Annotated in this window: 13 protein-coding genes and 1 pseudogene; 9 read left to right on the top strand and 5 right to left on the bottom strand. The window is 44.9% G+C overall.

The window, feature by feature from the left end; all coding sequences use genetic code 11:
* The first annotated feature begins 3 nt into the window (after nucleotides 1–3).
* Nucleotides 4–1,344, top strand: a complete 1,341-nt coding sequence (gene lplD, locus M1D65_RS03880) for an alpha-galacturonidase LplD (protein ID WP_161619323.1) — start codon at nucleotides 4–6, stop codon at nucleotides 1,342–1,344.
* A 74-nt stretch (nucleotides 1,345–1,418) separates the two neighbouring features.
* Nucleotides 1,419–2,114, top strand: a complete 696-nt coding sequence (locus M1D65_RS03885) for a DUF421 domain-containing protein (protein WP_032726686.1) — start codon at nucleotides 1,419–1,421, stop codon at nucleotides 2,112–2,114.
* A gap of 36 nt (nucleotides 2,115–2,150) precedes the next feature.
* Here the strand turns inward: M1D65_RS03885 and hmoA are convergent, their stop codons facing one another.
* The 3 genes from hmoA to M1D65_RS03900 all read right to left on the bottom strand — a co-directional run bounded on the left by hmoA (nucleotide 2,151) and on the right by M1D65_RS03900 (nucleotide 3,577).
* A complete protein-coding gene (hmoA, locus tag M1D65_RS03890) occupies nucleotides 2,151–2,477 on the bottom strand; it encodes a heme-degrading oxygenase HmoA (protein WP_003243958.1) in 327 nt (108 codons plus the stop codon).
* A gap of 103 nt (nucleotides 2,478–2,580) precedes the next feature.
* Nucleotides 2,581–2,943: a VOC family protein gene (locus M1D65_RS03895; RefSeq protein ID WP_213419651.1), complete on the bottom strand. Its 363-nt coding sequence runs from the start codon at nucleotides 2,941–2,943 to the stop codon at nucleotides 2,581–2,583.
* Nucleotides 2,944–3,034: 91 nt separating this feature from the next.
* Nucleotides 3,035–3,577 (bottom strand): hypothetical protein, encoded by a 543-nt coding sequence (locus tag M1D65_RS03900; protein ID WP_031315514.1) that lies wholly within the window; start codon nucleotides 3,575–3,577, stop codon nucleotides 3,035–3,037.
* 197 nt (nucleotides 3,578–3,774) lie between these two features.
* Here M1D65_RS03900 and M1D65_RS03905 point away from each other — a divergent pair, with 197 nt between their 5' ends.
* From M1D65_RS03905 to M1D65_RS03920, 4 genes and pseudogenes are all read left to right on the top strand, one after another.
* A complete protein-coding gene (locus M1D65_RS03905; protein ID WP_029317447.1) occupies nucleotides 3,775–4,647 on the top strand; it encodes an STAS domain-containing protein in 873 nt (290 codons plus the stop codon).
* 154 nt (nucleotides 4,648–4,801) lie between these two features.
* Nucleotides 4,802–4,969 carry a YezD family protein gene (locus M1D65_RS03910; protein WP_003244522.1) on the top strand — a complete coding sequence of 56 codons (168 nt, stop codon included), beginning with the start codon at nucleotides 4,802–4,804 and terminating at the stop codon, nucleotides 4,967–4,969.
* A gap of 109 nt (nucleotides 4,970–5,078) precedes the next feature.
* Entirely contained in the window at nucleotides 5,079–5,723 is a 645-nt protein-coding gene (locus M1D65_RS03915) for a Bax inhibitor-1/YccA family protein (protein WP_003244397.1), read from the top strand.
* Nucleotides 5,723–6,714 (top strand): annotated as a pseudogene (locus tag M1D65_RS03920) (DMT family transporter). The gene M1D65_RS03915 and the pseudogene M1D65_RS03920 overlap by 1 nt, the downstream one beginning before the upstream one ends.
* 23 nt (nucleotides 6,715–6,737) lie before the next feature.
* Here the strand turns inward: M1D65_RS03920 and yetL are convergent.
* Complete coding sequence (gene yetL, locus M1D65_RS03925; protein ID WP_446015326.1) at nucleotides 6,738–7,241, bottom strand: transcriptional regulator YetL; 504 nt, start codon at nucleotides 7,239–7,241, stop codon at nucleotides 6,738–6,740.
* Nucleotides 7,242–7,403: 162 nt separating this feature from the next.
* On the opposite strand from yetL, the gene M1D65_RS03930 reads away from it, so the two are divergent.
* Nucleotides 7,404–8,513 (top strand): FAD-dependent oxidoreductase, encoded by a 1,110-nt coding sequence (locus M1D65_RS03930; RefSeq protein ID WP_124048439.1) that lies wholly within the window; start codon nucleotides 7,404–7,406, stop codon nucleotides 8,511–8,513.
* A gap of 246 nt (nucleotides 8,514–8,759) precedes the next feature.
* Nucleotides 8,760–9,866, top strand: a complete 1,107-nt coding sequence (locus tag M1D65_RS03935) for a restriction endonuclease (RefSeq protein ID WP_080480836.1) — start codon at nucleotides 8,760–8,762, stop codon at nucleotides 9,864–9,866.
* Nucleotides 9,867–10,078: 212 nt separating this feature from the next.
* Here the strand turns inward: M1D65_RS03935 and M1D65_RS03940 are convergent, their stop codons facing one another.
* Nucleotides 10,079–11,149 (bottom strand): DUF3900 domain-containing protein, encoded by a 1,071-nt coding sequence (locus tag M1D65_RS03940; protein ID WP_124073305.1) that lies wholly within the window; start codon nucleotides 11,147–11,149, stop codon nucleotides 10,079–10,081.
* A 149-nt stretch (nucleotides 11,150–11,298) separates the two neighbouring features.
* Between M1D65_RS03940 and cypD the strand changes: the two genes are divergently transcribed.
* Complete coding sequence (cypD, locus tag M1D65_RS03945) at nucleotides 11,299–14,484, top strand: bifunctional P-450/NADPH--P450 reductase (RefSeq protein WP_446015328.1); 3,186 nt, start codon at nucleotides 11,299–11,301, stop codon at nucleotides 14,482–14,484.
* Nucleotides 14,485–14,795: the final 311 nt, after the last annotated feature.

A 14,795-nucleotide genomic window follows, 5' to 3' on the forward strand; every position in this document is an offset into this window, starting at 1 on the left:
GGAGTGTTTCATATCAGTACATTAGATCAGATTAAGATTGCCTATATCGGCGGGGGGTCCCAAGGCTGGGCCAGAAGCCTGATGAGTGATTTGTCGATTGATGAACGGATGTCAGGCACGGTGGCGCTCTATGATCTTGATTTTGAAGCCGCTCAGAAAAATGAAGTGATCGGCAATCACAGCGGGAACGGCAGATGGAGATATGAGGCTGTTTCTACTTTGAAAAAGGCGTTATCAGCCGCTGATATCGTCATTATTTCCATTTTGCCGGGATCACTGGATGATATGGAAGTCGATGTCCACTTGCCTGAGCGCTGCGGTATTTATCAGTCTGTAGGTGATACTGTCGGGCCTGGAGGGATCATCAGGGGCTTGCGTGCTGTGCCGATATTTGCGGAAATTGCCCGGGCAATAAGAGACTACGCACCTGAATCATGGGTCATTAATTATACAAACCCGATGTCTGTCTGTACAAGAGTGCTGTATAAAGTGTTTCCCGGAATCAAAGCGATTGGCTGCTGCCACGAGGTATTCGGGACGCAAAAGCTATTGGCGGAAATGGTCACGGAAAGGCTGGGGATAGAGGTGCCGCGGCGTGAGGATATCCGCGTTAATGTGCTCGGCATTAACCATTTTACATGGATCACAAAAGCCTCTTACCGCCATATTGACCTGCTGCCTATATTCCGTGAATTCAGCGCGCACTATGGGGAATCAGGATATGAGCTGGAGGCGGAAAGCTGGAGGGACAGCGTCTTTTGTTCGGCACACCGTGTTGCGTTTAATTTATTTGAAACGTATGGCGCCATCCCTGCTGCAGGAGACAGGCATCTGGCAGAGTTTCTTCCCGGCCCATACCTCAAACAGCCTGAAGTATGGAAATTTCATCTCACACCTATATCATTCAGAAAAAAAGACAGAGCTGAGAAACGACAAGAAACAGAACGGTTGATCGTGCAACAACGGGGCGTTGCTGAGAAAGCTTCGGGAGAAGAAGGCGTGAACATCATAGCGGCTCTTCTCGGATTGGGTGAACTCGTCACAAATGTAAATATGCCGAATCAAGGCCAGGTCTCAAACCTTCCTATACAAGCCATTGTCGAAACAAACGCATTCATCACAAGGAACCGTGTCCAGCCGATTTTTTCCGGAGCGCTTCCGAAAGGTGTGGAAATGCTGGCGGCTAGGCATATATCCAATCAAGAGGCAGTGTCGGAAGCAGGTCTAACAAAGGATACTGGCCTCGCGTTTCAAGCTTTCCTCAATGACCCGCTTGTCAGGATTGACCGCAGTGATGCAGAGCAGCTTTTCAATGACATGCTCCAATGCACCATGCAACGTTGAGCGGAGCTTTTCCGGTTTAGAAAAGAAACCATTGACCATACTGATAGTATAATCAAGAAGTAGGTGCTATCAATATGGGAGATTATTTAAGTGTTGCGGTAGAATTGGTCTGCGGTTTAGGCATTTTATTTATTATCTTAAAGCTTCTCGGGAAAACCCAATTTTCTCAAATTACGCCGTTTGACTTTATTTCTGCTTTAATTTTAGGAGAATTGGTCGGAAATGCCGTCTACGATCATGATATCAAAATCAAAGAAATCATTTTTGCTTCGCTGCTGTGGGGCGTGCTGATTTATGTTATTGAATTTATCACGCAAAAAATGAAATCATCGCGAAAGTTCTTGGAGGGTGAGCCGAATATCGTCATCCGCAAAGGAGAGCTTCAATATAAAGTAATGAAGAAAAATAAGATAGACATTAACCAGCTGCAAAGCCTATTGAGGCAAGCGGGGAGTTTTTCCATCCAAGAAGTAGAATATGCGATTTTGGAAACAAACGGGATGGTCAGCGTGCTTCCAAAATCAGACTTTGACAAACCGACAAATAAGGATTTGCAGATTCCTTCGAAGTCCGTTTCTCTGCCGATCACGTTAATCATAGATGGAGAGATTGTGCGGGATAATTTGAAGGAAGCAGGTGTGGATGAACAGTGGCTGAAACAAGAATTGAAAAAGAAGAACATTGATAAGACAGAGGACGTGTTATTTGCAGAATGGCATAAAAATAAGCCGCTGTATACTGTAACGTACGAACAAAGCAGATCAACATGACTCTTAAAAAAAAGCTTGCAGCAAGGCGCAAGCTTTTTATTGATTGTATGTCCCTTGTTTGACAGCACGTACATGGTACATGCTCACTTCAGTGCTGATCAGATAGTCAGGCTTTGGTTTGCCTTTGTTTGCTTTATGGCCGGCGATATGCGCATCGCTTTTTTCCCATTGCTTCCAGTGATCCTCTGATTCCCAGCGAATCATGACAACAACTTCTTCATCACCGCGGCGCACATTTTTCTCAAGCACTGTCACATCAATTAAACCTTCTTGTTTTTCAATGATTCCTTCAGCGCTGAAACGTTCTATAACTTTATCTGCAAAGCCTTCTTTAACCGTCATTTTTCTCAACTGTACAAACATTTGTCTCACTCCAATCATTCTCACATATGAATAATTGTAAATGAAATTCATTCTCAATGTCAAAGAAAGCGCAGGACGGAATCGAACCGCCGTGCGCAACAGTTTATTCTTTTAATAAAAACACATTTCCGTCTTCGTCCTTAAATTGAACGAAGGTGCCCCACTCCATTTGATTGGGCTCACCGAGAAATTCTACACCGTTTGTCTTCATTTTCTCGTATGTACCAAAGATGTCTTCGCATTGAAACACAATAGAAGCCTTCATTTGCTCTGAGCCTTTCATCATGGTTTTCGGGTAAATGACTAAACGAGTCTCGGCCCCTTTTGGCGCAACCTCCAGCCAGCTTGCTTCAGGTCCCATTGGGTGGTCCGCTGCAATATCAAAGCCTACCTTCTCTGTCCAAAATTGCTTCGCTTTCTGCTGGTCCTCGACATATACAGCAACAGTGCCAATTTGTTTGATCATAGGGAAACCTCCAAGTTGAAAAGATAATAATACTATAACCTGTTTACGGCCGAAGTAACATAAAAAAATCAGCCGGGAAACCGGCTGATTTTTAAAATGAGCAGCTTACAACATCGATGTGATTTGTATCTAAGGCGAAATAAACCCAGCGGCGACGTGAGGAATCCCAATAAAAGCCGCCGACGGATCTTCTGCCAAGAATGATCGGGTAAAACCAAAATGAGCGGCCATTGGTTAACCAAACATAGGTAAATCGGAAAAGGCAAGGACGAATGGTGATTGGTTCAACTAACAAAACGGCTCCTTGAGAACCCTGCGGTTTTGGGGGTTTCGCTGGTATTTGGGAAGGAGGAGGTCCCTGCGGCGCACCGCCGAAGCCTGGGCTGGCACCGCTGCCAATACCAGGGCCGGAGCCGCCGCCAAAGCCTGGAACAGCGCCACCGCCAATACCAGGGCCGGAGCCGCCGCCAAAGCCTGGAACAGCGCCACCGCCAATGCCAGGGCCGGAGCCGCCGCCGAAGCCCGGAACAGCGCCGCTGCCAATGCCAGGCCATGGATATCGGTATTCATATTCAAAAGCAGGCCAAGGCTCATAAAAATGCCCCGCAAACATATAAGGATCAACATAATACATGTGATAACGTCCTTTCTCATTGTAAACTGTACATTGCAGTTTATGCGGGCGGACTCTTATTGGTGCATTCGCCTAAGGATATGAAGCAGGAATGCTCTCAGAGAGCAGAATCATTTGATTTTTCTCTAGTCTTATTCACAATTCCGATTTATCATTTTATAATGAAAGTGCTTCTATTACGAAAAAGGAGACAGACCGTGAATATCGATCAATTATTATATCAATATATCATAGACAACACTGCGGATATTACTGAGAAATGGTTCAGTTTGCGTTGCCAGCTAAAAGGCGAGCTATATTCCGCCAGCCATTTAAGTGAAGAAACGAAAACACTTTTAACCGAGCAGCATACATTTACCAATATAACAATCGCAAGCGCATTTCTGGAGGATCAAACCGATTTTCAAGAAAACATGACAAAATGGGCGCAAAACGTTGCGAAAAACAGGGTAGAGCAGGATGTTCAAGTTCATGAGGTCGTAGAAGCCATATCCAATTCAAGAATTTCATTCTGGGACGCAGTCGTCACATTTATAAAAGAGAATCAGGAGATTGTGACAAATGAGGATGCAGACCGATGGAACCGCATTGTGAATCAGTCGTTCGATAAGCTGATTATTGAATTCTCCGAGCAGTACCAAAAATTCATGCTGATGAGGCTCACATCTCAGCAGGAATTGATCTCAGAGCTTGGCTGCCCGGTTATTTCCATTGCCGATGGAATCGGGATATTGCCGCTTATCGGCTCCATTGATACAAAACGGGCACAGGTCATTTTAGAAACAGTGCCGGTCCGCTGTGTCGAGAGAAAAATCACAAGCCTCGTCGTTGATCTTTCGGGTGTTCCGATTGTGGATACCATGGTGGCTCAGCAATTGTACAACCTGTCTAAAACACTTTTCTTATTAGGCGTCAAAGCCGTATTTTCAGGGATTCGCCCGGATGTGGCCCAAACATCGATTCAATTGGGGCTTGATTTTAGTGAATATGAAACGTACGGCACGCTGAAGCAGGCATTAGAAAACATGGGTGTCCGCTGTATTGTTGAGGAATTGGAAGAAAACAAATAGGAAGTTTCCAGGCATATGATTGTCCGTCACCGGGTGATCATATGCCTTTTTGATTTGAACAGAAATCACCATTGATTTATCGAAAAAAACATAATATTATAATTCTTATAAGAATACTGTGAATTAAAACCTATTCAACAGGGGGGAAGGTCTTTTGGTTTCAAAATCAACGATTGATCCGGAAGTGATTGAAAAAATCATCAGCTCGCTGGAAACACTCGATTTCGGCACCGTTCAGATTACGGTTCATGATTCTCAGATTACCCAAATTGAGAAAATAGAAAAGCACCGTTTTTCGCTGAAAAGGAAAGAATCAAAATGATAATGTAAAGGGCGTTTGTTTTCATTAAATTCTCCTTAAAACATATACATATTTCATCCAATTTTTATATAATAGACCTTTAAGATCATTTTTTAGGAGGATTTTTGACATGCAAGCTACGGTTCACGAGAGTAAGCAATCGATCATGCAACGCATTTTGACAGTCTTTGTCTTCACATTGCTGATCGCGACTGTCGGCCTTTTTATCGGCCAATTTGTTCCTGTCGCTTTGATGCTGCCGCTTTCTATTCTTGAAGTGGCGATGATTATTCTGGCCTTCTGGATGCGCAGAAGAAAAGCGGTCGGGTATGCGTTTGTATATACATTCGCGTTCGTTTCCGGCATTACCTTATTTCCGATCGTCAGCCATTACGCTTCCATCGCCGGCGCCTATGTCGTGCTCGAAGCCTTTGGTTCTACATTTGTCATTTTTGCCGTCTTAGGCACAATCGGCGCAAAAATGAAGAAGGATTTATCCTTCCTGTGGTCGTTTCTGCTGGTTGCGGTGCTCGCACTCGCAGTGGTAGGGATTTTCAACATTTTCAGCCCGTTAAACTCAGCGGCGATGATGGCGTATTCCGTGATCGGAACCATCGTCTTTTCCCTTTACATTTTGTATGATTTGAACCAAATCAAACACCGCCACATTACGGAGGACTTAATTCCCGTTATGGCATTATCGCTGTACCTTGATTTTATCAACTTGTTCATCAACCTGCTTCGTTTCTTCGGCATTTTGAGCAGTGATGATTAATCAGAGAGCGCCTGTCATTGGATAGGCGCTTTTCGTCATACATAAAAAGGCAGGTGATGTTGTGATGAAAAAACAAATGGGCGCTTATGTCTCCTTGATGGCAGCCATGGCGATTGTCGGCAGCTCGGTCGTCGTCGGCAAACTGATGGTCGAGCGCATTCCGGTTTTTCTATCCTCGGGACTGCGTTTTTTGCTGGCCTCTATCGTATTGCTGACGCTGCTGTTTTGCATTGAAAAAGGATTTCCGGCTTTGACGAAAAAAGATGTGTTCGTATTGCTGGTGCAATCATTCACAGGCGTGTTTTTGTTCAGTATTTGCCTGCTGTATGGGGTTCAATATACTACGGGAACGGAAAGCGGCATTTTGACAAGCACAACCCCCATGGTGATCGGTATTTTATCCTTTTTCCTGCTGAGAGAAAAAATTGAGAAAAAGACGCTGATCAGCATTTTGCTGGCGGTTTGCGGCGTAATGGCGATTAATCTGTTTGGTGCGGGGAGCCAAGACGGGATGCCGCACGCCTTATTCGGGAACATGCTGATCATTGCTGCAGTCATTGGCGAAGCGTTGTTTACATTGATGGCTAAGCTGCTATCTCCGCATATTTCGGCACTGGCAATTTCGACCTTCGTATCGCTCTTCGGCTTCCTGTTTTTTCTCCCGTTTGCTTTGTTTGAGGCCTCTTCATTTGATTTCAGCGTGCCGACTGTTTTGGATTGGTCGTATGTGCTGTATTACGCGCTTTTTGTCACTGTTTTGGCGTTTTACTTATGGTATAGCGGGGTGACGAAGGTGCCGGCTGGGGTGTCTGGCATTTTCACATCCGTTCTTCCGGTTTCCGCTGTCATTTTATCAGGTGTGATATTGAAGGAGCCGTTTGAGCTTGTGCATTTGATCGGCATTGCATGTGTCATCAGCGGCATATTTGTTACGGTTATAAAGAAAAAACAGCCGGATACGTATCCGGCTGCAGAAGAAAAGACGCTGTAGCCTGTCCTGGTCGGACGGGTTTTTTAGTCTTTAAACACGCTTAGCTTTTCAAAAAGATCACCAAGCATCTTCACGAACATGTCTTTTTCCTCATCGCTGTAGTTTTCCATCACCGCGGAGATTTTGCTGAAATGGCCGGGCAGAAATTGCTCAAGGCGTGCTTTGCCTTCCGTTGTCAGTTCAATGCTGATTTTTCGTTTATCCTCTGTGTGATGCCTGCGGCTGACAAAACCGTCTCTCGCCAGCCCGTCCAGCAGGCCTGTAATTGTTGCTTTCGTGACATTTGACCGCTTGGCAAGCTCTGTCGGACTTAACCTATGATCCTTGGCATCAAAGAGCAGCATCAGGATTTTGAATTTTCCTTCTGAAAGCCCTCGGCCAGCAAAGTAATGCTCCATCACATGATTCATTTTTTTTGAAATATCAAATAGAGATAAAAACAATTCAAGAGAGCCGGCGTCAATATTGGCATACGTTTCGGCGTGCTCTGTTATATGCTTATATTTCGGTAAATGTTTTAATTCCATCGCAAGTAGCTCCCGTACATTCGTTGTGAGACGATTATAAAGGAGGGAAAACCATAACGCAACTTGGCTTGGAGATGATTGACAGCTTTTCTTGGGACATAGTAAGGTAATATAGTTAGGCGCCTAACTAATACATATAGAGCTGAAAAGGTGGTTATTTATATGAAACATATGTTAATAGCAGGAGGCGGAATCGGCGGCTTGTCAGCGGCTATTTCTCTCCGTAAGGCAGGGTTTTCCGTCACCTTATGTGAAGCGGCTTCAGAAAACCGAAAAACAGGTGCGGGGATTCTTCAGCCGCAAAACGCACTGGCGGTGTTGAAAGAACTGGGCGTATTCGAAGAGTGCTGTAAGCACGGCTTTCAAACAGAATGGTTTAAAACGTTTGATGAACAGGGGAATTTGCTGTTTCAAGTCAGTGAATCCTTTTTAGACGATTCACTTCCGGGACGCAATAATATCCTGCGCAAAACGTTAAATGACATTCTCATGAAGCATGCCGAGGCGGCGGGTGTAGACATCAAGTGGGGGAAAAAGATTGTCGCCTATGAAGAAACAGCTGAATCGGTCACTGCCGTATATGAAGATGGGGAAAAGATGCAGGCTGACATTCTGGCGGGCTTTGACGGCATTCACTCTGCTATTCGCGATATAATGCTGCAAAAGGAGACGGAAAAAGAGCATCTCGGCATGGGAGCGTGGCGCTTTTATATCGAACTTCCTGACTTTACATTTAAGGACGCAACATTCATGTATAGAAGCGGAGACACACAAATCGGGGTGGTGCCATTGGCGGAACACGCTGGCTATGTCTTCGTCCTCCAGCCTTGCACGAGCGATTACTGGGATGAGGAAGATACCCGGTTTGATAGAGTAAAAGAGATTCTTTCTGGTTTTCGGGGGCTGGATTTTGTCACAAAGCACATGTCAAAACAGCATCCTGTCATCTTTAACAAACTGGAGCAGGTCGCCGTGCAGGAGCCATGGCACAAAGGCCGCGTTGTCATCGGAGGAGACGCTGCTCACGCCGGCGCGCCGACCCTGGCGCAAGGAGCGGCAATGGCGATCGAGGATGCCATCGCCCTCGCCGAAGAACTCCAAAACCACGCCGACCACGAAACAGCATTACAGGCATACTACAAAAGAAGAGCCCCACGAGCGCTCAAAGTCCAGAACCTATCATCGGAAATCGTCCGCCGCGGGCTGAAAGGAGAGCCGGGAGCGGAAGAACTGATTGGGGAGTGCTATGCGGTGTTGAGGGAAGGGTATTAAATAGGAAAAGTCCAGATAACTTTCTGGGCTTTTATATTTTCTTCTATAACTAATTAGTATATAAACTATTTTTTAAATTGTAGTATAATTCATGTAAGATTACAAAATTTATCATATGAAATAATATCTAAGCTTTAAGTAAACTATAGATGTACTGTGTTACAAACACGCACTGACGTGTTCGTTATACTTAGAAGGATTAACTTTAAAAATGTTGAAATTCAGGGATTGTAGGGGGCTATAACGTTGAATTTAATATCAAAAAGAAAGTTGTCAGAAGCTGTCGGTTGGTCAGAGAGTGGCGGGAGAAGGTGGATTAATTACTTTAGTGACTATATTCCACAAACTAAGAATGGAAATAGTATTTTATATAATGAAAGTTCAATAAAGGTTTTAAAAATTATAAAACAGCTCAGTGAAAGTGGTCTAACTCAAAAGGAAATTTTAAAATTAATCGTAGAAAAAGGACTGCCTAAGGATATTTACGAAGTTAATGAAATAACTAAGAATGTAAATTCTAACCCGAATGATATACCCTTATCAAGAGACATTATGATTCCCTTTTTGCTTGTAATTAGAGACAAAAAGCCCTACACTTCAAGCTATATAAACGAGGAGTTAACTAAATATTTTATGTTAACCGAAGAACAAAGATCGCGTTCTTACGAGAATAGTAAAGATTCTATTTTTATAACTAGGATAAGACAAGTAAGGTATGGATTAAAAAAATCCAATTACATAGAGGAAATAAGTCAATCAACCTACCAAATTACCCAAGAAGGGTTATCATTGATAAACGATAATCGTAATGAAATTCAAGAAGAAATTGAAGATATGGAGGAAGTAAAAGATCCATTTGAAGTAATGACAGAAAAGTTTGATGATATTAGAAAAGAACTGGCAAAATCAATTATTCAAAAAATTAAAAAAGCCCATTGGAAAAAACTTGAATACATTATTGTTGAATTACTAGTAGCTATGGGTTATGGTGACGGTAAAATTACCGGTAAAACAAATGACGGCGGAATTGACGGTATTATAAAAGAAGATAAATTAGGATTAGATAATATATATCTCCAAGCGAAACGTTGGGATAACCCTATTGGAAGAGAATTGGTTCAAAGTTTCTCTGGTGCACTTGATGATATGGGAGCTAAGAAGGGAGTTTTTATTACAACTTCATACTTTACGAAAAATGCAATCGAGTATGCAGAACGATTGCAAAGCAAGAAAATTGTTCTTATTGACGGTGAGACTCTTGCAAAACTTATGATTGATTATGATATTGGAGTTAATATTAAAGAAAAGTTTTTTGTGAAGAAAATTGATTTTAGTTATTTTGACGAGGAATAAAGATTTCTATTAGTTTGCTAATATAAGCATTTACTTTATTTAATTGAATCGAATCCGACATAAAGAAGGAGCCCAGTTTTTTCAAACTCCTTCTTTATTTGTGACAATCTCATTTAAACTTACGAATTGTAATACCTTTCCTAAAAACAAAATCCGTGATCCACATCAAGATTGCTCAATGTAAAGATATACTCATAATGTTCTGTTTAGTATCAATCTCCTAAATTTTTTTTGCTTATTCTTTCTACAATCTCCCTCAAACCCTCAGGCTTATAAAACTCCACCGGCGAACTGCCTTTCTCAAACGAAATCGTCTCGGCTTCAATCAGCGCGACATAGCGACCGTTTACTTTGGCGAGATGAATGGAATCGCCAAAATCCGCTAGCAATCCTTTAATCTCTGTTTCTCCGACTTTCATTTTCAGCTGAGCCTCTGGCGTGTGCTCGATGATTTGGGCGGAGGCTTCGATCACTTGATGGGTGTCGAGGCGCTCTTGGATTTCCCGTTTTTCGCTTGCTTCCCAAATTTCAATGTCGTGCTCGAACTGCTTGAGCTCTTCGCTGTTGTCTTCAAATGTCTCGTAGACGTGCTCCTGCACCATGTTCATGACCTGGTTTTTCATGATTTCCGGCATCGATTCGCCGTACTCGACGAATTTCAGAAAGTCCTCAAAATAGCGGGCGTGCGAGGCCTGGTGGATTTTCAGCTCGCCTTCCTCGACCATTCCTTCCTCGGGCATGTATGGATATTGGATGCTTTTCATGTTTTTTGTCGTGATCGCCATTTCGACTTTTTTAATGAGAGAAGACGCGTCAGAGATGCGGGCGACCTTCGGCTCAAAATCACATTTCATAATGAAGACAAATGACTCGTCAAAGTATTTTCTCGGCACGGCCGAAGCGACGAGAAACACGCCGCCGCGAACCGCGCTTGTGTCAAGGTACGTGCGGACGAACTGCTCGCTCAGCTCATTGAAGTCTTCTTTTGTTTCCGCCAGACGCGCGCGGTTGAACATGTTGTAGTTTGGGTTGGAATCAAGCTCGTGGCCGGGCTCGACGATAAAATGGCCGATTTTCGTCGGCACCTGCTCGGACTGCGGATGGCGGTCTGCTTTCCGTTTGACGATTTTTTTCAGTTCCCCGTCGAGAAAGTCCTTCAGCTCGCTTTCTTCAAATTCGCCCGTATCAAGGGTCTGGAAGTGCTTGAACTGCTTGTTCGCCTGCTCATCTTTGCCTTCCACCTGTATGACATAAAAGGATAAAAACCGAATTTCAAAATCCATATATAAACTCACCTTATTCGCGTATTGTACAGCTTCTCAAGTATAGAAAAAACAGCAATCATGCGTCAATTGGGAGAACGGAATAATCATGACCATGAAAGGGAAATGTAGTCAAATAGAAGGCATCTCATACGGAAAGGAATGGTTCGATGAAGGAAACAAGCCCGATTCCTCAGCCGAAGACGTTTGGGCCGCTCGGCAATTTGCCTTTAATCCATAAAGACAAGCCGACGCTTTCGCTGATCAAACTGGCGGAAGAACAGGGCCCGATTTTTCAAATCCATACACCCGCGGGCACGACCATTGTAGTGTCCGGCCACGAATTGGTGAAAGAGGTTTGTGATGAAGAACGGTTTGATAAAAGCATTGAAGGCGCCTTGGAAAAGGTTCGCGCATTTTCCGGTGACGGATTGTTTACAAGCTGGACGCATGAGCCTAACTGGAGAAAAGCGCACAACATTCTGATGCCGACGTTCAGCCAGCGGGCCATGAAGGACTATCATGAAAAAATGGTCGATATCGCTGTTCAGCTCATTCAAAAATGGGCAAGGCTCAACCCGAATGAAGCAGTCGATGTCCCGGGAGATATGACCCGGCTGACGCTCGACACCATTGGGCTATGCGGGTTTAACTACCGCTTTAACAGTTACTACAGAGAAACGCCCCACCCGTTTATCAACAGCATGGTGCGGGCGCTTGATGAAGCGATGCATCAAATGCAGCGGCTTGATGTTCAAGATAAGCTTATGGTCAGAACAAAGCGGCAATTCCGCCATGATATTCAAACGATGTTTTCTTTAGTCGACAGCATTATTGCAGAGCGCAGGGCGAATGGAGACCAGGATGAAAAAGATTTGCTTGCCCGCATGCTGAATGTGGAAGATCCGGAAACGGGTGAAAAGCTCGACGACGAAAATATCCGCTTTCAAATTATTACGTTTTTGATTGCCGGCCATGAAACAACGAGCGGCCTGCTTTCCTTTGCGACCTACTTTTTATTGAAGCACCCTGACAAACTGAAAAAGGCGTATGAAGAGGTCGATCGGGTGCTGACAGATGCAGCGCCGACCTATAAACAAGTGCTGGAGCTTAAATACATACGGATGATTTTAAATGAATCACTGCGCTTATGGCCGACAGCTCCGGCTTTCAGCCTTTATCCAAAAGAAGACACAGTCATTGGCGGAAAATTTCCGATCACGACGAATGACAGAATTTCTGTGCTGATTCCGCAGCTTCATCGTGATCGAGACGCTTGGGGAAAGGACGCAGAAGAATTCCGGCCGGAACGGTTTGAGCATCAGGACCAAGTGCCTCATCATGCGTACAAACCATTCGGAAATGGACAACGGGCCTGTATCGGCATGCAGTTTGCCCTTCATGAAGCCACACTTGTGTTAGGCATGATTCTAAAATATTTCACATTGATTGATCATGAGAATTATGAGCTTGATATCAAACAAACCTTAACACTTAAGCCGGGCGATTTTCACATTAGGGTTCAAAGTCGTCATCAGGAAGCCATTCATGCGGACGCTCAGGCAGATGAAAAAGCCGCGCCTTATGAGCAAAAGGAGAAAACGGAAGCAAAGGGCGCATCGGTCATCGGTCTTAACAACCGCCCGCTTCTCGTGCTGTACGGCTCAGATACTGGCACTGCAGAAGGCGTCGCCCGGGAGCTTGCTGATACTGCCAGTCTTCACGGCGTAAGGACAGAGACAGCACCTCTGAACGACCGGATTGGAAAGCTGCCGAAAGAGGGAGCGGTTGTCATTGTGACCTCGTCTTATAATGGAAAACCGCCAAGCAATGCCGGACAGTTCGTGCAGTGGCTTCAAGAAATCAAACCGGGTGAGCTTGAGGGCGTCCATTACGCGGTATTTGGCTGCGGCGACCACAACTGGGCGAGCACGTATCAATACGTGCCGAGATTCATTGATGAGCAGCTTGCAGAAAAAGGTGCGACTCGGTTTTCTGGGCGCGGGGAAGGAGATGTCAGCGGTGATTTTGAAGGGCAGTTTGACGAGTGGAAAAAAAGCATGTGGGCGGACGCCATCAAAGCATTCGGACTTGAGCTTAATGAAAACGCTGATAAGGAACGAAGCACGCTGAGCCTTCAGTTTGTCAGAGGGCTGGGCGAGTCTCCGCTCGCTAGATCGTACGAAGCTTCTCACGCATCCATTGCCGAAAATCGTGAACTCCAGTCCGCAGACAGCGATCGAAGCACTCGCCATATCGAAATTGCATTGCCGCCGGATGTTGAATATCAAGAGGGCGACCATCTTGGCGTATTGCCAAAAAACAGCCAAACCAATGTCAGCCGGATTCTCCACAGATTCGGCCTGAAGGGAACCGACCAAGTGACATTGTCGGCAAGCGGCCGCAGTGCGGGGCATCTGCCATTGGGCCGTCCTGTCAGCCTGCATGATCTTCTCAGCTACAGCGTCGAGGTGCAGGAAGCAGCCACAAGAGCGCAAATACGTGAACTGGCGGCATTTACAGAGTGTCCGCCGCATAGGCGCGAATTAGAAGAACTGTCAGCAGAGGGTGTTTATCAGGAGCAAATATTGAAAAAACGAATTTCCATGCTGGATCTGCTTGAAAAGTATGAAGCGTGCGACATGCCGTTTGAACGATTTTTAGAGCTTTTACGGCCGTTAAAACCGAGATATTATTCAATTTCAAGCTCTCCAAGAGTGAATCCGCGGCAAGCATCGATCACAGTCGGTGTCGTGCGCGGCCCTGCGTGGAGCGGCCGTGGCGAATACAGGGGCGTGGCTTCAAATGATTTAGCTGAGCGCCAAGCCGGAGATGATCTCGTGATGTTTGTCCGCACACCGGAATCCCGGTTTCAGCTTCCAGAAGACCCTGAAACGCCAATCATTATGGTCGGACCAGGCACAGGAGTCGCGCCATTCCGCGGTTTCCTTCAAGCCCGCGAAGTTTTAAAGCGGGAGGGGAAAACGCTCGGTGAAGCTCATCTCTATTTTGGATGCAGAAACGATCGTGATTTTATATACCGCGATGAGCTTGAGCATTTTAAAAGAGACGGAATTGTCACTGTCCACACAGCCTTTTCCCGCAAAGAAGGCATGCCGAAAACGTATGTCCAGCATGTCATGGCTGACCATGCAGAAACGTTAATATCGATCCTTGACCACGGAGGCAGGCTTTATGTATGCGGTGACGGCAGCAAAATGGCCCCGGATGTGGAGGCGGCACTGCAAAAGGCGTATCAGTCTGTTCATGGCACCGGGGAGCAAGAAGCGCAAAACTGGCTGAGACATCTGCAGGATACCGGTATGTACGCTAAGGATGTCTGGGCAGGGATATAGATAAAGAAGACTGGAGACATCCAGTCTTTTTTGCCCTTTAGAAAAAATAGTGATCGCGCTAAACATTGATGCATACAATAACTTCAGTCCGCCGGAAGGGCGGGCTGTCTGCAAAACCTATTTTTCGTTTTTGCTAGTTTATGTTATTCTTATACTCGGTATCTATTTCTTTTTTCAAAGGCACACATGACAAAAGAAATCCTTTTTTTATTTCCGAGAAAAAAATGTGAAACGAAATGAAGGTTTCTTTCGTCCAGTGATTGGTTTCCAAATGGTTGTAATAAAAATGATATGGTGCGAAACATAAATAT

The organism is Bacillus sp. JZ39 (assembly GCF_053903145.1).